General features: G+C 68.2%; 19 protein-coding genes. 6 read left to right on the top strand and 13 right to left on the bottom strand.

What is annotated here, in order from left to right; genetic code table 11:
- Positions 1-3: 3 nt before the first annotated feature.
- From FHY50_RS00900 to acs, 3 genes are all read right to left on the bottom strand, one after another.
- Positions 4-879, bottom strand: a complete 876-nt coding sequence (locus tag FHY50_RS00900; protein ID WP_140046533.1) for a dienelactone hydrolase family protein — start codon at positions 877-879, stop codon at positions 4-6.
- Positions 880-945: 66 nt separating this feature from the next.
- Positions 946-1608 (bottom strand): DUF1013 domain-containing protein, encoded by a 663-nt coding sequence (locus FHY50_RS00895; RefSeq protein ID WP_180345122.1) that lies wholly within the window; start codon positions 1606-1608, stop codon positions 946-948.
- 113 nt (positions 1609-1721) lie between these two features.
- On the bottom strand, positions 1722-3662 hold the full coding sequence (acs, locus tag FHY50_RS00890; protein ID WP_140046531.1) for an acetate--CoA ligase: 1941 nt from the start codon (positions 3660-3662) through the stop codon (positions 1722-1724).
- A 155-nt stretch (positions 3663-3817) separates the two neighbouring features.
- Between acs and FHY50_RS00885 the strand changes: the two genes are divergently transcribed.
- The 4 genes from FHY50_RS00885 to FHY50_RS00870 are packed head-to-tail and all read left to right on the top strand — an operon-like array spanning position 3818 to position 8600.
- Positions 3818-5296: an efflux transporter outer membrane subunit gene (locus FHY50_RS00885; protein WP_140046530.1), complete on the top strand. Its 1479-nt coding sequence runs from the start codon at positions 3818-3820 to the stop codon at positions 5294-5296.
- Positions 5289-6680, top strand: coding sequence for an efflux RND transporter periplasmic adaptor subunit (locus tag FHY50_RS00880; RefSeq protein WP_140046529.1), 1392 nt, complete (start codon positions 5289-5291; stop codon positions 6678-6680). The genes FHY50_RS00885 and FHY50_RS00880 overlap by 8 nt, the downstream gene beginning before the upstream one ends.
- Entirely contained in the window at positions 6673-7392 is a 720-nt protein-coding gene (locus tag FHY50_RS00875) for an ABC transporter ATP-binding protein (protein ID WP_140046528.1), read from the top strand. The genes FHY50_RS00880 and FHY50_RS00875 overlap by 8 nt, the downstream gene beginning before the upstream one ends.
- Positions 7392-8600, top strand: coding sequence for an ABC transporter permease (locus FHY50_RS00870; protein WP_140046527.1), 1209 nt, complete (start codon positions 7392-7394; stop codon positions 8598-8600). Before FHY50_RS00875 ends, FHY50_RS00870 begins: the two co-directional genes overlap by 1 nt.
- Positions 8601-8603: 3 nt before the next feature.
- Here FHY50_RS00870 and FHY50_RS00865 read toward each other — a convergent pair whose 3' ends face one another.
- From FHY50_RS00865 to FHY50_RS00840, 6 genes are read right to left on the bottom strand one after another with little or no spacing between them, the layout of a single operon-like run.
- Entirely contained in the window at positions 8604-9191 is a 588-nt protein-coding gene (locus FHY50_RS00865; RefSeq protein WP_140046526.1) for a nucleotidyltransferase family protein, read from the bottom strand.
- Positions 9178-10098 carry an XdhC family protein gene (locus FHY50_RS00860; RefSeq protein ID WP_140046525.1) on the bottom strand — a complete coding sequence of 307 codons (921 nt, stop codon included), beginning with the start codon at positions 10096-10098 and terminating at the stop codon, positions 9178-9180. Before FHY50_RS00860 ends, FHY50_RS00865 begins: the two co-directional genes overlap by 14 nt.
- A complete protein-coding gene (locus tag FHY50_RS00855; RefSeq protein WP_140046524.1) occupies positions 10095-12305 on the bottom strand; it encodes a xanthine dehydrogenase family protein molybdopterin-binding subunit in 2211 nt (736 codons plus the stop codon). The genes FHY50_RS00860 and FHY50_RS00855 overlap by 4 nt, the downstream gene beginning before the upstream one ends.
- 54 nt (positions 12306-12359) lie before the next feature.
- The gene (locus tag FHY50_RS00850) at positions 12360-14579 is read right to left on the bottom strand and encodes a xanthine dehydrogenase family protein molybdopterin-binding subunit (RefSeq protein ID WP_140046522.1); all 2220 of its coding nucleotides are present in this window, start codon (positions 14577-14579) and stop codon (positions 12360-12362) included.
- Position 14580: 1 nt separating this feature from the next.
- On the bottom strand, positions 14581-15561 hold the full coding sequence (locus tag FHY50_RS00845; RefSeq protein ID WP_140046520.1) for an FAD binding domain-containing protein: 981 nt from the start codon (positions 15559-15561) through the stop codon (positions 14581-14583).
- Positions 15558-16073 (bottom strand): 2Fe-2S iron-sulfur cluster-binding protein, encoded by a 516-nt coding sequence (locus tag FHY50_RS00840; RefSeq protein WP_140046518.1) that lies wholly within the window; start codon positions 16071-16073, stop codon positions 15558-15560. Before FHY50_RS00840 ends, FHY50_RS00845 begins: the two co-directional genes overlap by 4 nt.
- 116 nt (positions 16074-16189) lie before the next feature.
- Here FHY50_RS00840 and FHY50_RS00835 point away from each other — a divergent pair, with 116 nt between their 5' ends.
- Together FHY50_RS00835 and FHY50_RS00830 are read left to right on the top strand one after the other, a co-directional pair.
- The gene (locus FHY50_RS00835) at positions 16190-17149 is read left to right on the top strand and encodes a glycerophosphodiester phosphodiesterase (RefSeq protein WP_243846659.1); all 960 of its coding nucleotides are present in this window, start codon (positions 16190-16192) and stop codon (positions 17147-17149) included.
- An 11-nt stretch (positions 17150-17160) separates the two neighbouring features.
- The gene (locus FHY50_RS00830) at positions 17161-17412 is read left to right on the top strand and encodes a hypothetical protein (protein WP_140046516.1); all 252 of its coding nucleotides are present in this window, start codon (positions 17161-17163) and stop codon (positions 17410-17412) included.
- Here FHY50_RS00830 and FHY50_RS00825 read toward each other — a convergent pair.
- Genes FHY50_RS00825 through FHY50_RS00810 form a run of 4 tightly spaced genes read right to left on the bottom strand, consistent with a single transcriptional unit; the run spans position 17409 to position 20434 of the window.
- Positions 17409-18134, bottom strand: a complete 726-nt coding sequence (locus tag FHY50_RS00825; RefSeq protein WP_140046514.1) for an esterase/lipase family protein — start codon at positions 18132-18134, stop codon at positions 17409-17411. The two genes, FHY50_RS00830 and FHY50_RS00825, sit on opposite strands and share 4 nt — an antisense overlap.
- The gene (locus tag FHY50_RS00820; protein ID WP_244935268.1) at positions 18107-18805 is read right to left on the bottom strand and encodes a TIGR02117 family protein; all 699 of its coding nucleotides are present in this window, start codon (positions 18803-18805) and stop codon (positions 18107-18109) included. Before FHY50_RS00820 ends, FHY50_RS00825 begins: the two co-directional genes overlap by 28 nt.
- Complete coding sequence (locus FHY50_RS00815; RefSeq protein WP_140046512.1) at positions 18798-19733, bottom strand: 50S ribosomal protein L11 methyltransferase; 936 nt, start codon at positions 19731-19733, stop codon at positions 18798-18800. Before FHY50_RS00815 ends, FHY50_RS00820 begins: the two co-directional genes overlap by 8 nt.
- Positions 19730-20434, bottom strand: a complete 705-nt coding sequence (locus FHY50_RS00810) for an SDR family NAD(P)-dependent oxidoreductase (RefSeq protein ID WP_140046510.1) — start codon at positions 20432-20434, stop codon at positions 19730-19732. Before FHY50_RS00810 ends, FHY50_RS00815 begins: the two co-directional genes overlap by 4 nt.
- Positions 20435-20451 lie beyond the last annotated feature (17 nt).

Genomic DNA, 20451 nt, shown 5'->3' with positions numbered 1-20451 from the left:
CTGTCAAGCGAGCGTCGCCTTGAACAGGTCGGTTGTCCGCTGCCACGCCAGCTTCGCCGCCGCGGCGTCATAGCGTTCCGCCGACGTATCGTTGTTGAACGCGTGCTCGACCCCCGGATAGGTCTCGACGGTCACGCGCTTGCCCGCCGCCTCCAGCGCCTCGCCCCACGGCAGCGCCGTCGCGTTGACCCGCGTGTCGTTGCCGGCCAGCTGAATCAGCATCGCCGCTTCGACCTTTCCCGCTTCGCTCGGGTCGGGAGCCGGGCCGTAATAGGGCACCGCCGCTGCCAGCGCGCTGCCCGCCGCGACCGCCAGCCGATTGACATAGCCCCCGCCCCAGCAGAACCCGACCGCGCCGACCTTGCCGGTGCCGCCGCTCAGCCGCGACAGTCGCGCGATCGTCGCCACGCCGCCCGCCAGTGCCCGGTCGTAATCGAGCGTGCCGATCAGGTCGCGCGCGCGATCCTCGTCGGCGGGGGTGCCGCCCTGCGGCGTCAGGAAGTCGGGCGCGACCGCGAAGAACCCGTCGAGCGCCACACGCCGCGCGACATCCTCGATATGACGGGTCAGCCCGCGATTCTCGTGCACCACGATCACCGCGCCGACCTTGCGTCCGGGCTTGCGCGGCGCGGCGAAATAGCCGGTCAGCATCTCGCCGCCGCCGATCGCATAGCCGCCCTTGCGCGTGATGATCCGCGGATCGGCAGGATCGATCTGCTGCGCGGCCGCCGGCGACGCCGCGATCGACGCGATCAGCACCTCGGCCGCTGCGGCCGAACCGGCGAGCAGCGCCATCTCGCGCAGCAATTGCCGCCGGTCGCGATGCTCGTGGGTGAACTGGTCGTAGATTTGGATCGCGCGGGCACGAAGGTCGGACATGCTATGCTCCCGAATCGCCCCCCGGCGGTTTGGGCGAGCCTAGCAAGCCGACTGCGCGCGGTCACGTCACCGCTTGAACGGGTCCTCGAACAACGGCTTGGGCGCAGGCAGCTCGCCGCGCTCGGCCATCTCGGCCAGCCGCGCGGTCTCGATCCGCTCGGCACGCAGTTCCTCGATCAGGCTCTCGCGATCGCTGTCGAGCGTGGTGTCGACCGGCGCCTCGATCCCCGCCGCCTTCGCCGCCTTGGCGACCAGCGCGTCCAGTTCGCGCTGCGAACACAGTCCCAGCGTTACCGGATCCTTGGGCGTGATGTTGCCGATGTTCCAGTGGCTGCGGTCGCGGATCGCGCCGATCGTCGTACGCGTCGTGCCGATCAGCTTGCCGATCGCGCCGTCCGAAATCTCGGGATGGTTGCGGATGATCCATGCTATGCCGTCGGGCTTGTCCTGCCGCTTGGAAACCGGCGTGTAGCGCGGCCCCTTGGTACGGCGGACCTGTTCGGGCCCCTTCGACATCTTGAGCACGTAATCGGGATCGGCCTGCCCCTTCTCGATCTCGTCCATCGTCAATTCGTGTGCGCGCACCGGATCGCGCCCGGTCAGCTTCGACCCGGCGGTATCGTCGGCGATCGCCTGCACTTCCAGGATGTGCAGCCCGCAGAATTCGGCGATCTGCGAAAAGGAAAGCGCGGTGTTGTCGACCAGCCAGGAAGCGGTCGCATGCGGCATCAGCGGCTGGGCCACGATATTCTCCAGAAACAACAAGGGCCGCCCCTACCCGGAGCGGCCGATCCAATATCTACGATTTAGGGCGAAAGGCCGCCAAGGGCAAGGATCGCGTGTCACGCCACCCGGTTCGCGACCAGATCGCCCACCACCGCCGGTTCGGCGAGCGTCGATGTATCGCCCAGCGACCCGACGTCGCCCTCGGCGATCTTGCGCAGGATGCGGCGCATGATCTTGCCCGACCGCGTCTTGGGCAGGCCGGGCGCGAACTGCAGCGCGTCGGGCGTGGCGATCGGGCCGATCTCCTTGCGCACCCATTGCCGCAATTCGTCGCGCAATGCCTCGCCGCCCTCTTCACCGGCGTTGAGCGTGACATAGGCATAGATGCCCTGCCCCTTCACGTCGTGCGGCATACCCACCACGGCCGCCTCGGCGACCTTGGGATGCGCGACCAGCGCGCTTTCGACCTCGGCAGTGCCCATGCGGTGCCCCGACACGTTGATGACGTCGTCGACCCGGCCGGTGATCCAGTAATCGCCGTCGCCATCGCGGCGCGCGCCGTCGCCGGTGAAATATTTGCCGGGATAGGTGGTGAAATAGGTCTGGAAGAACCGGTCGTGGTCGCCCCATACCGTCCGCATCTGCCCGGGCCAGCTGCGCGCGATGACCAGATTGCCCTCCGCCGCGCCAGAAAGCACCTGGCCTTCGGCATCGACGATCTGCGGATCGACGCCGGGCATCGGCTTGGTCGCGCTGCCCGGCTTCAGATCGGTCGCCCCCGGCAGTGGCGCGATCATCGCCCCGCCGGTCTCGGTCTGCCACCAGGTGTCGATGATCGGGCAGAGCCCCTCGCCGACGACCCCGTGATACCAGCGCCATGCCTCGGGATTGATCGGCTCGCCGACCGTGCCGAGCAGCTTGAGCGACGAGCGATCGGTCGCCCGCACCGGGCCGTCGCCGTCCTTCATCAGCGCACGCAGGGCGGTCGGCGCGGTGAACAGTGTGTGCACCTTGTGCTTGTCGACGATCTGCCAGATGCGGCTGGCGTCGGGCCAGTTGGGCAGCCCCTCGTACATCAGCGTCGTCGCGCCGTTGGCGAGCGGGCCGTAGAGGATATAGCTGTGCCCGGTAACCCAGCCGATATCCGCGGCGCACCAGAACACGTCGCCTTGCACATAGTCGAACGCCAGATCGTGCGTCATGGCCGCCCACAGCAGATATCCGCCGGTGGTGTGCAGCACGCCCTTGGGTTTGCCGGTGGAGCCACTGGTATAGAGGATGAACAGCGGGTCCTCGGCACCCATCGGCTCGGCGGGGCAATCCGCCGCGACGCCCTGCGCGACCGCGTCGAACCAGATGTCGCGCCCCTCGCTCATCGTCACCTCGCCGCCGGTCGCCCTGACGACCAGCACCGTCTCCAGGCTCGGCGCCCGCGCCGCGGCTTCGTCGACATTGGCCTTGAGCGCGATGCGCTTGCCGCCGCGGCGGCCCTCGTCGGCGGTGATCACCAGCTTACTGTCGCAATCCTCGATCCGCCCGGCCAGCGCCTCGGGCGAAAAGCCGCCGAACACCACCGAATGGATCGCGCCGATCCGCGCGCACGCCAGTACGGCGAACGCCGCTTCCGGGATCATCGGCAGATAGATCGTGACGCGGTCGCCTTTGGCCACGCCCAGCGCCTTGAGGACGTTGGCGAAGCGGCACACTTCGGCATGCAATTCGCGATAGGTGAAACTGCGTGCTTCTTCACCCGGTTCATCGGGTTCCCAGATGATCGCCACCGCGTCGCTGCGCTCCTTGAGGTGCCGGTCGATGCAGTTGGCGGCGGCGTTGAGCTTACCGTCGGCGAACCACTGGATGTGAAAATCCTTTTCGTCGAACGACCAGTCGCCTGCGATCTCCGGCCGCTTGACCCAGTCGAGCCGCCGCGCCTGTTCGAGCCAGAAGCTCCCCGGATCGGCCAGGCTGCGGCCGTGGAGCTGCGCATAGCTTGCCGCATCGACTTTGGCCCGCGCGGCCCATTCGGGCGGAACCGGGTAGAGGTCGGGCTGGGCCATGCGGCATCTCCTTGAACGCATATCGCTTTATGGGTTTTCCCGCCAACCGGCGAAACCGCGGGGGGTTGCATCCTGACCGGTGCGCGGGACGTCGATACATTCTGCGACACTAAATTACTGGACGCCGACGTAAAGCCTGCGGCATTCGTGCCGCCATGTTCGCCAGGCCCTTCCTCGTCCTCACCGCTTCGGCGCTCGCGCTCGCCGGCTGCAGTGTCGGCCCCGACTATCGCCCGTCGAGCGCTTCCGACCTCGGCGTACCCGACGCCTATTCGGTCGCCGCCCCGCCTGCGCCGCAGGTCGATCTGACCCGCTGGTGGGCACAATTCGACGATCCGCTGCTCGGCGAACTGGTCGAGACCGCGACCCGCGACAATCTCGACGTCGGCCAGGCGGTCGCGCGGCTGCGTCAGGCGCGCGAATCGCTGGTACAGGCGCGCGGCAGCCTGCTGCCTTCGCTCAGCGCGTCGGGCGGCTATTCGCGGCGGCAGAATCTGGTCGGCGGCACCAACACCGTCCAGCTCCCCGACGGCACGATCATCGAAACCGGCGCGGGGTCTTCGGACAATTTCTCGATCGGCGGCGACGCCAGCTATCAGGTCGATCTGTTCGGCGGTGTGCGCCGCTCGATCGAGGGCGCGTCGGCCGGCTACGAAGCCTCGGCGTTCGACCTCGCCAGCATCCGCACCGCGATCCAGGGCGAAGTGGCGCGCAACTACGTCCTCGCCCGCGCCGCGCAGGCGCAGCTGGCCAATGCCCGCCTGAGCCTCGCCATCCAGGACGAGAATCTCGAAATCGCGGGCTTCCGCATCCAGGCCGGGCTGGTCTCCTCGCTCGATACCGAACAGGCCCGGTCGCAGCGTGCCGCCACCGCCGCGACGATCCCGTCGCTCGAACAAAGCTATGCGCAGTCCGTGGCACGGCTGGGCGTACTGATCGGCCAGGCGCCGGGTGCATTGCGCTCCCGCCTCGAACAACCGCTGCCGATTCCGCTCGGGCCGCAGGCGATCGCGGTCGGCATCCCCGCCGACACGCTGCGCCAGCGCCCCGACGTGCGCGCCGCCGAGCGTCAGCTCGCCGCCGCAACCGCGCAGGTCGGCGTCGCCACTGCCCAGCTGTATCCGGCGCTGTCGATCTCGGGCGGGCTCGACACCAACGCCACCGCGATCTCCCGCATCGGCGATCTCGTCACCGGCAGCCTGTTCGCAGGGCTCAGCCAGCTGATCTTCGACGGCGGCCGCACCCGATCGCAGGTGCGCGCGCAGGAAGCGGCGACCGACGCCGCGTTCCTCGCCTATCGCCAGACGGTGCTGGTCGCGCTCGAGGATATCGAGAATGCGATCGTCGCGCTCAACACCGCCGACGCCCGCAGGGCCGAGATCACCATCCAGCTCGACGCGGCAAATAATTCGGCGATCCTGTCGCGCAGCCAGTACCGCGCCGGCCTCACCGATTTCACCACGCTGAACCAGACCGAAACCACGCTGCTGCAGGCGCGCAACAGCCTGACCACGGCGCAGTCCGACCGCACCACCGCACTCATCCAGCTGTTCGGCGCATTGGGCGGCGGCTGGGATTCGACCACGCTCCCCGGGGCGTCCGCCTCGACGACCTTCAGGAACGGCAATGGCTGATCAGGAAACCGCCCCCTCCCCCGCGCTCGACGAGTTTCTGGGCGCGAAACAGACCCCGGCATGGCGCCGCAACCTCAAATGGGTCGCGGTCGCGATCGGCGTGCTGCTGCTCGTCTTCACCGCCTGGCGCGTGCTGTCTCCGGCCGAAGCGACCGGCTACGCCACCCAGCCCGCGCGCCGCGGCTCGCTCACCGTCACCGTGTCCGCGACCGGCAAGCTCGCGCCGACCAATCAGGTCACGGTCGGCTCGCAGCTGTCGGGACTGGTCACGCAGGTTGTCGTCGACGTCAACGACCGCGTCACCGCGGGCCAGTCGCTCGCGCTGATCGACCCGGAACAGCTCGACGACCAGATCCGCCAGAACCAGGCCAATCTCGCCGCGCAGCAGGCCGCCGTCGAGCAGGCGCAAGCGACCTTGCAGGAAGCGCGCGCGACGCTCGGCCGGTTCGAGGAAGTGAGCCGCCTGTCGGGCGGGCGCGTCCCTGCCAAGACCGAACTCGACACCGCCCGCGCCGCTTCCGCGCGCGCCGTCGCCGGGGTCCGCACCGCCCAGGCAAATGTCGAGGCGTCTCGCGCACAGCTGTCGGCCAGCCAGACCCAGCGTGAACGCGCGATCATCCGCTCGCCGGTCAACGGCGTCGTGCTCGCAAGGCAGGTCGATCCCGGCCAGACCGTCGCTGCCTCGCTCAACACCCCGACCCTGTTCGTGATCGCCGAGGATCTCAGCCAGATGGAGCTGGAGGTCGCGATCGACGAGGCCGATGTTGGCTCGGTAAAGGAGGGCCAGCGCGCCACCTTCGCGGTCGACGCCTTTCCCGGCGAAACCTTCCCGGCGACGATCACTCGCGTCGATGTCGGGTCGAACCTGTCGGCGCAGGCTGCAAGCTCGTCGTCGACGACGACGACCACCAGCCAGACCACCGGCCAGGTCGTGTCCTACGCCGCCACCCTGAGCGTCGCCAATCCGGAGCAGCGGCTTCGCCCCGGCATGACCGCGACCGCGGAGATCGTGACGGCGGAAAGCCGCAACGTGCTGCTCGTCCCCAACGGTGCGCTGCGCTTCACGCCTGCCGCCTCCGGTGCCGAGGCCGAAAAGGGCGGCGGGCTGGCAGGGGCGATCGTGCCGCGCGGACGCCGCCGCGGCGGCCGCCCCGAGCGCACCGCAACGATCGGCCGCGGGTCGCAGCAGACCGTCTATGTGCTCGGTGAAGACGGCCAGCCGCGCGCCGTCCAGATCACGACGGGCAACACCGACGGCAGCATGACCGAGGTCACCGGCGGCGACCTGCGCCCCGGCATGCAGATCATCACTGGCCAGCTCTCGGGCGAAGACGGCGCGACCAAGGCAGGCGCCGGCGCGGCCAAGGGCGCGCGCGGTGGCTGACGCCGAACCGATTATCCGCCTGCGCCGCGTGGTAAAGACCTATGGCGAGGGGCCGACCGCGTTCCAGGCGCTCAAGGGCGTCGATCTCGACATCGCGCAGGGTGATTTCGTCGCAGTGATGGGGCCGTCGGGGTCGGGCAAGTCGACGACGATGAACATCCTTGGCTGCCTCGACGTGCCGTCCGGGGGCACGTTCCGTTTCCGTAACGTCCCCGTCGAGACGCTCGACCGCGACCAGCGCGCGCTGCTGCGCCGCAAATATCTCGGTTTCGTGTTCCAGGGTTTCAACCTGCTCAGCCGCACCAACGCGCTCGAAAATGTCGAGCTACCTCTGGTCTATCGCGGTGAGGACAAAAAGACGCGCCACGACCTCGGCATGGCGGCGCTCGACAAGGTCGGGCTCGCCGACTGGTGGGACCACACCCCCGCCGAGCTGTCGGGCGGCCAGCAGCAGCGCGTCGCGATCGCCCGCGCGATCGTCACCAGCCCCGACGTGCTCCTCGCGGACGAACCGACCGGCAATCTCGACAGCGAACGCTCGGTCGAGATCATGGAATTGCTGACCGACCTCAATCAGACCAACGGCATCACCGTGCTGATGGTCACGCACGAACCTGACATGGCCGCCTTCGCGCGCACCATCGTCCATTTCAAGGATGGGCTGGTCGAACGCATCGAGGCCGGCCATGCGCAGCGCGCGGCGCTCGCCTGATGCTGCTGACCACCTTCACCCTCGCGATCCGCTCGATCCGCCGCCATATCCTGCGTTCGTTCCTGACGATCCTCGGCATCGTCATCGGTGTCGCCGCAGTGGTGGCGATGGTCACGCTCGGAACCGCGACCACCGCCGCCGTCACCCAGTCGATCGCGTCGCTCGGCACGAATATCCTCCAGGTCCGGCCTGGCCAGGGCTTTGGCCGCGGCGGCGGCGGCCCGCGCCCGCCCGCGTTCGAGGAAGCCGACGTGACCGCGATCCAGCGCCAGGTAGCCGGGGTCACCGCAGTAGCCCCGCAGGCGCAGTCCTCGGCGACCGCGATCTACAACGGCGCCAACTGGTCGACGACGATCAACGGCACCACCAGCGCCTATTTCGACGTCCAGCCTTGGGAACTGACGTCGGGCCGCATCTTCCTTCCGGCCGAGGAAGCATCGGGCAAGGCGGTGTGCATCATCGGCAACACCGTGCGGCAGAACCTGTTTCGTGGCGGTAATGCCATCGGCGAACGCATGCGCCTCAACGATATTTCATGCGACGTCATCGGCACCCTCGAAACCCGCGGCCAGGCCGGGTTCGGCGGCGATCAGGACGATATCGTCATCATGCCGATCAAGGCGGTGCAGCGGCGTTTCACCGGGTCGCGCGACATCTCGGTGATGCTGGTCGGCACCGACGCCGCGTTCGACACTGCGCAGGTCCAGGCCGCGCTGAGCGATCTCTTGCGCGAACGCCGCAACATCGAGCCGGGCGAGGAAGATAATTTCAACATCTTCGACACCGCGCAGATCACCCAGACACTGACCGGCACGACGCAGCTGCTCACCTCGATCGTCGCCGCAGTGGCGGGGATCAGCCTTGTGGTCGGCGGCATCGGCATCATGAACATCATGCTGGTGTCGGTGACCGAGCGTACGCGCGAGATCGGCATCCGCCTCGCGATCGGCGCGGTGGCGCGCGAAGTGCTGCTTCAATTCCTGGTCGAGGCGATCGTGCTGTCGATGCTCGGCGGGCTGATCGGGCTGGTGCTGGCGCAGATCGTCATCGCGGTGCTCACCCCGCTGATGCAGGTGCCGTGGATCTTCGACCTTCAGATCAATGTCATCGCCTTCGCCATCTCGGCAGTGATCGGCGTGGTGTTCGGTTTCTTCCCGGCCCGCCGCGCCGCCGCGCTCAACCCAATCGACGCGCTGCGCCACGAATAGCGTTCAGTCCGCCACCCCGTACAATGCGCGCAGCGCCGCCAGTTCCTCCGGCGTGTCGATATCCACCAGCTCGCCCGGCGACGTCACGACATGATGCCCGCGCGCGATCAGCCGCCGCGCGCCCTGATCGCCGTCTAGCGCCATCAGCGCCGGAAAATGCGCCGCTCCAAACAGCGCCGGCGGGCGTGGCTGCACCCCGTCGCTAGACGCGACCGCGGTGTCGGGACCCTCGCTGGCATCGAACAGCCGGTAGATATGCGCCGCCGTCACCCGCGGCATGTCGGCCAGCGCGACCAGCACCGCGCTGGCGCCGGTCTCGCGCGCGGCGTCGATACACAGCGCCAGCGAATGGCCCTGCCCGCTATCCGCGCGCCGGTTCTCGACGACACGATAGCCGCGTGCCGCGAAATCGAGCTTCGTCCCCGACACCACCGCGATCCGCGCCTGGAACGGCACCGACTCCAGTGCCCGCACGACATGAAAGGCGAGCGGCTCGGCCAGGAACGGCTCGGCCAGCTTGTCGGTATCTCCGAACCGCTCCGAACGCCCCGCCGCGAGCAGCACCAGCGCCGTCGTCTCAGGGGCGAGCATGGAATGCCTGCACCATCGCCGCCGCCACCGACAGCGCGATCTCGGCCGGGCCGATCGCGCCGATATCCAGCCCCGCCGGTCCGTCGATGCGGTCGAGCGTCGCCGCATCGAAGCCGAGCTGCGACAACCGCTCGCGCCGCGCCGCATGGCTCTTGCGCGACCCCAAAGCTGCGACATAGCCGGTCGGGCGCCGCAGCGCCTCGGCCAGCGCCGGGTCGTCGATCTTGATGTCGTGGCTCAGCGTCACGACCGCCGTCGCCGGGCCGGGCGCATAGGCCGCGACCGCTTCGTCCGGCCAGCGATCGTCGAGCGTCACGCCCGGAAAGCGTTCCTCGGTCAGGAAGCGCGCGCGCGGATCGATCACCACCGTTTCGATCCCTAGTTCGCGTGCCAGCCCGGCCAGCGCCTGCGCGATCTGCACCGCGCCCACGATCAGCAAGCGGCGCGGCGGGTCATACCGGTTGACGAACGCCGCACCCTCGGCGGGGCGCAGCGACGACTGCCCGCTTTCCAGGTCAGTCGTCACCGTCAGCGACTGCCCGTCCGCGCGTGCCTCGGCAATGCGCTCGAACAGCTCGGGATCGAAGCCGTCGGCCGCGACCTTCTGCACCATCACCTCGATCTCGCCGCCGCATGGCAGCCCGACTTCCCACGCCGCGTCGTCGGCGACGCCATACTGCCTGCGCTGGAACGGCGCGCCCGCGATGACGTCGGCAGCGGTGGCGAGGATGTCGGTCTCGACGCAGCCGCCCGATACCGATCCCTCGAACCGGCCATCGCCATGCACGATCATGTGACTGCCGCGCGGCCGCGGCGCCGACCCCCAGGTCGACACCACCGTTGCGATCGCCATCGGTTCCCCTGCCCAGGCGCGCGCGGCAGCAAGCACCGTCTCGTTGTCGGTCATGATTCGGGCAGCCCCGCAAGCACCTTGTCGAGCGTCATCGGAAAGTCGCGCACCCGTACGCCGCAGGCATTGTAGATTGCATTGGTCACCGCCGCGCCCGCGCCCGATATCCCGAGCTCGCCGACCGCCTTGGCGCCGACCTCGTTGGCGATCGCGTCGTGTTGCTCGATGAAATGCACGTCAATATGCGGAATGTCGGCCTGGACGGGCATGTGATACTCGCCGAAATCGGGATTGACGAACTGCCCGGTGCGCGGATCGATCACGCCTTCCTCGCACAGCGCATAGCCGATCCCCCAGATGATGCCGCCGAGGATCTGGCTGCGCGCAGTCTTGGCATTGAGCACGCGCCCGACATCGCACACACTGACGAAGCGGCGAACGCGCACTTCCCCGGTCACCGCGTGCACCGCGACTTCCGCAAAATGCGCACCGTGCGACGCTTGCGAGCTTCTGGGCGTATGCGCGCCCGGCTTGGCGTGCCCTTCCGCCGCGACCGGCGCGTTCCCGACCAGTTCGCCGATCGGCACCCTGCGATTGCCCGCGATCGCGTGGCCGTCCTTCAGCGTCATGTCTTCCGGCGTCGTGCCCATCCGCTGCGCCAGCTCGGCGATGATCGTCTCGCACGCCAGCGCGATCGCCGATCCGGTCGATCCTGCGCCGAACGATCCGCCCGATCCCGCGCTTTCGGGAAGGTCGGTATCCCCCAGCGTCACCGTCACTGCGTCGACGCCCAGCCCCAGCATCTCGCCAGCGACCTGCGCCGCGATCGTATAGGTGCCGGTGCCGATATCGGTCATGTCGGTTTCGATCACCGCCCGCCCGTCGCCGCCCAGCCGCACCCGCGCCCTGGATTCGACGGTGAAGTTGCCGCGGAACGCAGCGGCCATGCCGTGGCCGATCCACCAGTCGCCCTCCCGCCGCTGCGCAGGCTTGGGCTCGCGCGCGTCCCAGCCGAAGCGTCGTGCGCCTTCGGCATAGCAATCGGTCATGCGCCGAGTGGAAAAGGGTTTGCCGCTGCCGGGATCGCTGGCGGGCTCGTTGATACGGCGGAACTCGACGGGGTCGATCCCGATCATCTCGGCCAGTTCGTCGATCGCCGTCTCCAGCGTCAGCGTGCCGATCGCCTCGCCGGGCGCACGCACCGCACCGCTTGTCGGCAGATCGACGCGGCGCAGGCCGGTCGTAAAGCGCCGCGCCGCTGCGGCATAGAGCGGCAGCGACCCGAACGGCACCGGCTCGACGAACCCGCGGCCGTCCTTTTGCGAAACCGTGCTTTCCTGCGCGATGGCCAGCAGTTTGCCGTTCTCGTCACAACCCAGGCGGATTCGCTGCTGCGTCTCCGATCGGCGGTGCACCAATTGTGCGGTCTGCCGCCGCGACAGCGCGACCTTGACCGGGCGCCCGACCTCGCGCGCCGCGACCGCCGCCATCACCGTCTCGGTGCCGGTTCCGGTCTTGCCGCCGAACCCGCCCCCGACGAACGGCGCGAGGATGCGCACCTGTTCGGCGGCAATGCCCAGCGTTCCCGCCACTTTCTTCCTCGCGCCCGCCAGCACCTGCAGGCTCGATCGCAGCACGAGCTGGTCGCCGTCCCACGACGCCGTCGTCGCATGCGGCTCCATCGCAGCCGGGAGGTGGTGCGGAGTGGTGAAGGTCGCGTCATAGGTCACCACTGATGCCGCCAGCGCCGCGTCGAGATCGCCGATCGCGACATTCTTGACGAACGCGCTGGCCGGTTCGGGATCGACGTCGTCGACCGCCGCCGGATCGAACCGACCCTCGCCCGGTTCATATTCGATGCGCACCAGCCGCGCCGCCGCGCGTGCCGCCTCGAAACTGTCGGCGACTACGATGCCGACCGGCTGCCCGAAATAGGAGATGTCGCGGGTGAACCCCGGCAGCCCTTTCTCCGCGCCGCCGGCGCTATCCGACGGGATCCGCGCATCGTCGACGATCACCGCGACGACGCCGGTTGCGGCGCGCGCCGCGTCGGCATCGACCGAAATGATCCGCCCGCGACCGATCGTCGCGCCGACGACATGGCCATAAAGAGTACCGTCGGGGTCGGTTTCATAGGCATAGCGCGCCGCACCGGTGACCTTGGCAGGGCCATCGACACGATCGATCGGCTTACCGATCACCCCCTGTACCCCCCGATCGAGCGGCGAGTGCAGTGCCGGGCGCTCGGTGATGCTGTCGGTCATGCCGCTTCCTTGATCTGGATTATGATGCGCGATGTAGGAAGCGGCGTCGGTCGATCAAACCTCCGGCAACCCCGCAAGAAGTTTGTCGAGTGTCGCCGGATAATCGCGCACCCGCACGCCGGTCGCGTTGTAGATCGCGTTGGTCACCGCCGCGCCTGCGCCCGATATTCCGAGCTCGCCGATCCCCTTGGCATGGAGCGGATTGGCCTTGGTATCGCGCTCCTCGAGGAAGCGGATGTCGATGTGCGGCACGTCGGCATGGACGGGCAGGTGATATTCGGCGAGGTCGCGGTTGACGACCTTGCCGTCGCGCGGATCGTGGATCAGGTCCTCGGTCAGCGCCGCGCCGATGCCGAAGGTGACGCCGCCGATGCACTGCGACCGCGCCGTCTGCTCGTTGAGGATGCGCCCCGCGGCAAAGGTCGACAGCCATCGCCGCACCCGCACTTCGCCGGTCACGGCATGGACCGCGACTTCACAGAAATGCGCGCCGTACGACGCCTGATTGAACTTTTCCTCCATGTCGCCGGGCTCGATACAGCCGACCGCCTCGATCCCGTCGCCGACGATGTCCGCGAACGGCGTGCGACGATTGTCGGCGATCGCCTCGCCGTCCTTGAGCGTCAGGGCATTGGGCGCGACCCCCAGCTTGGCGGCGATCCCGGCGCGGATATGCTCGCACGCCAGATAGACCGACGATCCCGACGATCCTGCACCCCACGAACCGCCCGAGCCCGCCCCCGGAGGAAAGTCGGTGTCGCCCAGCCGTACGTCGATCCGCTCGATCGGCATGCCGAGCAACTCGCCCGCGATCTGCGCGAGGATGGTATAGGTGCCGGTGCCGATATCGGTCATGTCGGTCTCGACAACGACCCCGTCGGCGGTGAGCAGCACGCGTGCCTGCGACGGTTGCAGCATGTTCGACCGCGCCGCCGCGGCCATGCCCTGCCCGATCAGCCATGCGCCGTCGCACGCTTTCCCCGGCGTGCGATTGCGATCCGCCCACCCGAATGCCCGGGCGCCTTCGTCGAGGCACTGCGTCAGCGATCGCGCCGAATACGGAATGTCCTTCGACGGGTCCTTGTCGGGCTCGTTGCGCTTCCGCAATTCCACCGGATCGATCTCGAGCTTCTCGGCCAGCTCATCCATCGCATTTTCGAGCGCGAGCATTCCCACCGCTTCGCCCGGCGCGCGCATCGATCCCGACAGCACGCGGTTCACCCGGACGATATCGTGCGTGATCGTGCGGTTCGCGCCGGCATACAGGAAATGCGTCGCCAGCCCGGCCGGTTCGAAGAAGTCCTCGCCTTCGAGGTTCGACACGATCGTCTCGTGGCCGATGCCGGTCAGCGTGCCGTCCCTGCCCGCCGCCAGTCGGACACGCTGGCGGGTGTTCGACCGCCGCACGGTCGCCTCGAACACCTGCGGCCGGGTCATCACCGCCTTTACCGGACGGCCAAGCTTCTTCGACGCGATCGCCGCCGCCACCGACTCCGGCGCGATGCCCAGCTTCGACCCGAAACCGCCGCCGATATAGGGCGCGACGATCCGCACCTGATCGGGCTCCAGCCCCAGCGCGTCGGCAAGCTGCAATTTGTCCGACGACGGCATCTGATATGCGCCCCACAGCACCAGCCCGTCCGCGGTCCACGACGCGATCGAGGCATGCGGCTCCATCGCCGCGCTGTTCTGGCTGGGCGTGGTATAGGTGGCGTCGATCGTCACTTCCGCCTCGGCCATCGCGCGATCGAGATCGCCCTTGGCATCATGCGCCGGGATCATCGCGTCGGCTGGCTTCTCCGCCTCGCCCAGCCGTTCGTCGAAACCGTAATCGCCGACGCCCTCGTCGATCGCGACGCGCACTTGCCCGGCGGCGTCACGTGCGGCCTCATAGCTTTCGGCGACGACGATCGCGACCGGTTCGCCGACATAGGCGATGGCGCGCACGCCCATCGTCGGAGCGTCGGTCTCACCGCCCTGCTGCGCGTTGCGGATAAATCCTTCGAAGTCGTGGATGACGTCGATCACGCCCGGCATCGCCTTGGCCGCCGCTGCGTCGATCCCGGTCAGCGTGCCGCTGCCGACCGGCGCGCGCACCAGATAGCCGTACGCAAGCTTCTCGGTCGGATACTCGGCGGCATAGGTTGCGCTGCCCGATACCTTGCGCGGCCCGTCGATCCGCGCCAGCGGCTTGCCGATCACGCCTTGCGCACCGCTGTCGAGCAGGCTGGCCTCGACCGGCTTGTCCATCGTCAGGCTGTTGGTCTCGGCCATATCAGCCTCCCGTCAATTCGGTTAGGCACGCGATCAGTGTGCGGCGCGTCAGCGGAATCTTGAAGTCGTTCGATCCGAAGCCTTGTGCATCGGCAAGCAGCGCGTCGGCCGCCGCTTCGAACACCGCGCGGCTCGGTTCCTGACCGACCAGCGCCGCCTCGACCGCGGCGTCGCGCCACGGCATCGGACCAAGCCCGCCGAACGCCAGCGATGCCGACGCGATCCGCCCGTCCTCGACGGCGACGATCGCGGCGATCGACACCAGCGCAAAGGCATAAGAGGCGCGGTCGCGGACCTTGCGATAGATGTGCCGCCCTTTGGCCGCGGGCGGCAGCTCGACATGGGTGATCAATTCGCCGGGTTCCAGCACATGCTCGATATGCGGCGTGTCGCCCGGCAGGCAGTAGAAATCGTGGATCGAAATCCGCCGGCGGTCGCCATCGGCCTTGAGCGTCACGATCGTTGCATCGAGCGCGCGCATCGCCACCGCCATATCGCTGGGGTGCGTCGCGATGCATGCGTCCGACGTGCCGAGCACCGCCAGGATGCGGTTGAAGCCGCCCTGCGCCGGGCAACCGCTTCCCGGTTCGCGCTTGTTGCACCCGACCGACGTGTCGTAGAAATAATAGCAGCGCGTCCGCTGGAGCAGATTGCCCCCGGTCGACGCCTTGTTGCGCAGCTGCCCCGACGCTCCGGCCAGCAACGCGCGGCTGAGGACTTCATAGCGTTCGCGCACGATCGGATGCGCGGCCAGATCGCTGTTGGCCACCAAGGCCCCGATCGACAGCCCGCCCTCCTCGGTCTCCTCGACCTTGGCGAGGTTGAGCCGGCTGATGTCGACCAGCTTGCCCGGCGTTTCGATCTGCAGCTTCATCAGGTCGAGCAGGTTGGTACCGCCGGCAATGAATCTGGTGCCCTCGCCTCCGCCATCACGCGTCGCGGCTTCGGGGCTTTCGGCGCGCATATAGTCGAACGTCTTCATGCCCCTGCCTCCGCGACTTCGCGACCGGACACCTCGCGTATGGCGTCGACGATGTTGGGATAGGCCGAACACCGGCACAGATTGCCGCTCATCCGCTCCCGGATTTCGTCATCCGAAAGCTCGACATCGCCCGCCAGTCCCTCGCTGACATGGCTCGGCCAGCCCCGTGCGACCTCGTCGAGCATTCCCACCGCCGAACAAATCTGCCCCGGCGTGCAATAGCCGCACTGAAAACCGTCGTGCCGTACGAACGCCGATTGCATCGGATGCAGGTCGTCGACGGTCCCCAGCCCCTCGATCGTCGTAATGTCATCATCCTGATGCATCACCGCGAGCGTGAGACAGCTATTGATCCGCCGCCCGTCCACCAGCATCGTGCAGGCACCGCACTGGCCGTGGTCGCAGCCCTTCTTCGATCCGGTCAGCCCCAGATGTTCGCGGCACAGGTCGAGCAGCGAGGTGCGGATATCGGGATCGGCCTCGTACCGCCTCCCGTTGATGGTGAATTGCATAGGGGGTGCCCTCCTTGGCTCGGTTTGCTAACGCGCGACTGCGCAGGGGTTTCCGCACCGCGCTTGCAATTTTGGCGGCAATGGCGGGCGGGTGCGCGATGACGCAGGAGGCGAGGATGCAGCACGGCCTGCCGATCGTAATCGCGCATCGCGGTGCCAGCGGCGAGCGTCCCGAACACACGCTGGCCGCGTACACGCTGGCGATCGAACAGGGCGCCGACTTCATCGAACCCGATCTGGTGCCGACCAGGGACGGCGTACTGGTGGCGCGGCACGAGAACCGCATCGACGACACCACCGACGTGGCGCGGCATCCCGAATTTGCGGCGCGCCGCGCCACCAGGACGATCGACGGCGTCGAAATGACCGGATGGTTCACCGAGGATTTCACGCTCGCGGAACTCAAGACGCTGCGTGCCAGGGAACGCCTGCCGCAACTGCGTCCCGCCAACGCCGCATATGACGGCAGGTTCGAGATCCCGACGCTGGCCGAGATCATCGCGCTCGCTAAAGCCAACAATGTCGGCATCTATCCCGAGACCAAGCACCCCAGCTATTTCGCGTCGATCGGCCTGCCGCTCGAGGAGAAACTGGTCGCGCAACTGAGCGAGGCGGGCTGGAGCGACGCCTCGGCGCCGGTGTTCATCCAGTCGTTCGAAGTGGCGAACCTCAAACGGCTCAAGGCGATGACCGGCATCCGCCTGATCCAGCTCGTGGCAAGCGAAGGCGGCCCCGCCGACGACGCCGCGCCAAGCTACGCCGCGATGCTGACTGCCGCCGGCCTCGACGATATCGCGACCTATGCCTATGGCCTTGGCCCGCAAAAGGAATTGCTCGAACGAGACGGCGCCGACACCGGGCTCGTCGCCGCCGCGCACGCCGCCGGGCTCAAGGTCCATCCCTGGACCTTCCGCGCCGAGAACGTCTTCCTGCCCCCAGCCGACCGCAGCGGCAGCGACCCGCACGCGACCGGCCGCATGGCAGACGAGATGGCCCGCCTGCTGAGCTACGGCATCGATGGCTTCTTCACCGATTTTCCGCTACAGGGGGCAAAGGCCCGCGACGCGGCCCGATAGGGGTTCGGTGCATGCGTAAACAATTGATATTGCCTGCACTGGTGCTTCCGATGCTGACCGGCGGCTGCCTCGCCAAGACCGCATGGGACGTCGCCACGCTGCCCGTGAAAGCGACCGGCCAGGCGGTCGATTGGGCGACCACCAGCCAGGACGAATCGGACCGCAATTACGGCCGCAAGGTCCGCAAGCAGGAGGCCGAAGAAGGCCGCCGCCGCCGCGAAGAAGAGCGGCGGGCACGGCGCGAGGCGGAGCGGGACGACTAGCTCGGCCGGTCGGACCTGCTACCCAGCACCCCAGCCACCGCGCGCATCACGTCGTGGTGCATCTGCACGAACACATGGCTGCTCTGCACCTCGATCGCCGCGCCGTGGCCGTCGCGGCAGGCATAGCCGTTGACGAAGCCGTCGCTCGCGCTCCAGATCGCGGTTGCCGGGACGGGAAGCGGCGCCGCGGCTTCCTCGGCCAGCGCCAGCACCTCGGGATCGTCGATGCGTGTTCCCGAAATTACCTCATATGCTCGCCAGACGTTGGTGGCGCGCGCCGGGCCGGCGAACGGCGCGCTGACGGTGATGACCTCGCGCACCAGATCGGGGTGACGATGCGCCATCAACCGCGCCATGATCCCGCCCAGGCTGACCCCGATCAGCGTCACCGGCTCGCCCGCCTCCTCGACTCTGGCGGCGATCCGGTCGGACAATTTCATCGCGTCCACGCCGATCGTGCGCTGCCCGAAATTGCGCCCCAGTTGCCAGCCCTGCGCATCATATCCGATCGCGTTCAAATAGCGCCGCAGCACGATGTTCGACCGGTCCGAATTGAATAGCCCGGGCAGCAGCATCACCGGCCGGCCATCGCCGCGCGGCACGTCCATCAAGCCGCGCCATTGGAATGGCAGCCGCGCCGCCGTACCCACCGCCCTTGGCCATTCGAGCGCCAGCCCCTGGAACGGCGGAGCGGTCAATCCATCGGGAGCGGCTCGAGCCATTGCATCACGCCTTGCGAGAACGGGGTCCAGACCCCGATTGTTACACCAGCATGACGTAGCGCACGACCGGTCCATTCGTTGCACGTCACGATCGCACTGTAGCGGCCGGTCGCTGAATAAAAGGCATCGTGCGGACCATATCCCGGCTCGGGCGGCGGACCTGCCGGATCGAAGCTGCCTTCGATGAACGCGATCAGACCTGCCAGTTCCTCTGGGCGCAGCCGCGCCATCCGCACGCCCTCGCGCGCGACCGGCCGCGCGATGTGCTCGACATGCATCACGGTGTCGTCGCTGCCGGTCGCCGCGTGCGCGACGGTCGCCGCGTCCAGGTCGCGCCACGTCGGCGTCTCGATATAGAATGCCCTGTCGCCCCAGCCGAACGCGACATGGTCATGCCGGGTATAATCGGGATCGCGCAGGTCGCCCGCACGCAGCCGCGCCAGCAATCCGGGAGGCAGCACCGCCTTGGGCAGGACGATGCCGGTGTGGATGCCATTGTCCTCGACATAGATTGCGGCGCCCGCATCGGACTGTCGCCAGTCGCGATTGGCCGGCAGCTTGGCGATGGCCCATCCGGCAAAGCCGTAGCCATAGCCGATCGCGACCATGGCGAGCAGCAGCGCGGCGACGACACCGCCGATCCTTCGCGATCGGGATGGGCGGCTATGCACTCGCCCGGAGCGGCGCAAACCGCTGCCGCTTCACCAATCGCAGCGTCGGCCAGTCGCCCAGGGTGACCCGCCCCGCCACCCGGAACCCGCGCCGCCGATAGGCAGCCGCGACCGCATCGGCCTGCGTGGTCAGCAGGCCCGCAAGGATCACGGTCCCGCCCTCCGCGGTCGCCGCGGCGATCGACGGGGCCAGCGCGATCAGCGGCCCGGCAAGTATATTGGCGATGATCAGGTCGTACGGTGCGCGCCCGACAAGCATCGCATCGTCGAGCCCCGGCGCGACCGCCAGCGCCAGCTGCCCGCGATTTACGCCGAGCGCGACACCGTTCGCCGCCGCGTTCTCGCGAGTCACCTCGATCGACACCGGATCGATGTCCGACGCCGCGGCGAACGCCTGCGGCCACAAATGCATGGCTGCGAATGCCAGCAGCCCGGTGCCGGTTCCGCAGTCGAGCAGGTTGCGCACCACCGCGCCCCGCGCCTTCATCGCGTCGAGCGTCAGCAGGCAGCCGGTCGTCGTCTGGTGCTGCCCGGTGCCGAAGGCGAGCCCGGCCTCGATGCGATATGCCTTCGCCCCCTGCGGAACCGCGCCGCGGTTGCTCGCGGTGTGGACATAGAAGCGCCCGGCATGGACCGGCTCGATCCCGGCCTGGCTCATCGTCACCCAGTCGGCGTCCGCGATCCGTTGCGGTTGCGGGCGCTTGCCGACATGCGACGGCACCAGCGATGTGACAGCCCGGATCGCCTCGGCGCGCGGCTTGTCCTCGAAATAGGCTTCGAGCACCCAGCTGTCGGGATCGTCCTCGACACCCTCGCGCGTCATCAGCACCGGCAGCGGATCGATCGCCGCCAATGCCGCGCTCTCGGTATCCAGCGCCTCCGCCTCGGCGCGGTTGCAGCGCAGCGTGAGTTTCCAGCTGTCGGTCATCGCACATAACTCGCGCCGTTGGCGTCGAGCACCGCGCCGGTCATCGACGGCGGCGCGTCGAGCGCTGCGAAGCGGGCGATGGCCGCGATCTCCTGCGGCTGCGCGACGCGCCCCAGCGGGATGTCGGCGAGCAGCGCATCGCCGCCGCGGCTTTCGAGATAATCCTCGGCCATGCCCGTCATCGTGAACCCCGGACAGACGGCAAAGGCAAGGATATCCTCGCGCGCATAGCCCCTGGCGATGGTCTTGGTCATCGCCACCATCCCTGCTTTGGACGCAGCATAATGCCAGTGCGCAGGGCTATCGCCGCGATAGGCGGCGCGGCTGGCGATATTGACGATCCGCCCGCCGCTTGCCCGTTCCTGCCAGTGCCGCACCGCCAGTCGGCACAGCTCGGCCGAGGCAGTCAGATTGATACGCAGCGTTCGTTCCCAGGCAGCGACCCAGTCGCCGTGATCGGCAGCGAGCGGCGACGCCTCGAACACCCCAGCATTGTTGATCAGCACGTCGATGCGCCCGCCCAGCGCCTCCAGCGCCTGCCGCCACAGCGCGGTCGGAGCCGCCGGATCGGAGAAGTCGGCGGCGATGCCGCTGGCCGTGCCGTGCCCGACCAGCGTGACCGGGTCACTCCCGAACGCGGCGGTGATCGCCGCGCCGATGCCGCGGCTGCTTCCCGTCACCAGAATATGCGTCTTGTCCATCGCGCCCGGATAGGCGC

Source organism: Sphingomonas japonica (assembly GCF_006346325.1).
In the GTDB taxonomy this organism is placed as follows: domain Bacteria; phylum Pseudomonadota; class Alphaproteobacteria; order Sphingomonadales; family Sphingomonadaceae; genus Sphingomonas; species Sphingomonas japonica.
Note: the sequence above shows the minus strand (reverse complement) of the source record. Positions and strands in the feature narration are given on the sequence as shown.

Excerpts from the sequence above, each read along its gene's own strand:
- FHY50_RS00900 (WP_140046533.1), bottom strand. The coding sequence starts at position 879 with ATGTCCGACCTTCGTGCCCGCGCGATCCAAATCTACGACCAGTTCACC.
- FHY50_RS00895 (WP_180345122.1), bottom strand. The coding sequence starts at position 1,608 with ATGCCGCATGCGACCGCTTCCTGGCTGGTCGACAACACCGCGCTTTCC.
- acs (WP_140046531.1), bottom strand. The coding sequence starts at position 3,662 with ATGGCCCAGCCCGACCTCTACCCGGTTCCGCCCGAATGGGCCGCGCGG.
- FHY50_RS00885 (WP_140046530.1), top strand. The coding sequence starts at position 3,818 with ATGTTCGCCAGGCCCTTCCTCGTCCTCACCGCTTCGGCGCTCGCGCTC.
- FHY50_RS00880 (WP_140046529.1), top strand. The coding sequence starts at position 5,289 with ATGGCTGATCAGGAAACCGCCCCCTCCCCCGCGCTCGACGAGTTTCTG.
- FHY50_RS00870 (WP_140046527.1), top strand. The coding sequence starts at position 7,392 with ATGCTGCTGACCACCTTCACCCTCGCGATCCGCTCGATCCGCCGCCAT.
- FHY50_RS00865 (WP_140046526.1), bottom strand. The coding sequence starts at position 9,191 with ATGCTCGCCCCTGAGACGACGGCGCTGGTGCTGCTCGCGGCGGGGCGT.
- FHY50_RS00860 (WP_140046525.1), bottom strand. The coding sequence starts at position 10,098 with ATGACCGACAACGAGACGGTGCTTGCTGCCGCGCGCGCCTGGGCAGGG.
- FHY50_RS00855 (WP_140046524.1), bottom strand. The coding sequence starts at position 12,305 with ATGACCGACAGCATCACCGAGCGCCCGGCACTGCACTCGCCGCTCGAT.
- FHY50_RS00850 (WP_140046522.1), bottom strand. The coding sequence starts at position 14,579 with ATGGCCGAGACCAACAGCCTGACGATGGACAAGCCGGTCGAGGCCAGC.
- FHY50_RS00845 (WP_140046520.1), bottom strand. The coding sequence starts at position 15,561 with ATGAAGACGTTCGACTATATGCGCGCCGAAAGCCCCGAAGCCGCGACG.
- FHY50_RS00840 (WP_140046518.1), bottom strand. The coding sequence starts at position 16,073 with ATGCAATTCACCATCAACGGGAGGCGGTACGAGGCCGATCCCGATATC.
- FHY50_RS00835 (WP_243846659.1), top strand. The coding sequence starts at position 16,190 with ATGCAGCACGGCCTGCCGATCGTAATCGCGCATCGCGGTGCCAGCGGC.
- FHY50_RS00830 (WP_140046516.1), top strand. The coding sequence starts at position 17,161 with ATGCGTAAACAATTGATATTGCCTGCACTGGTGCTTCCGATGCTGACC.
- FHY50_RS00825 (WP_140046514.1), bottom strand. The coding sequence starts at position 18,134 with ATGGCTCGAGCCGCTCCCGATGGATTGACCGCTCCGCCGTTCCAGGGG.
- FHY50_RS00815 (WP_140046512.1), bottom strand. The coding sequence starts at position 19,733 with ATGACCGACAGCTGGAAACTCACGCTGCGCTGCAACCGCGCCGAGGCG.
- FHY50_RS00810 (WP_140046510.1), bottom strand. The coding sequence starts at position 20,434 with ATGGACAAGACGCATATTCTGGTGACGGGAAGCAGCCGCGGCATCGGC.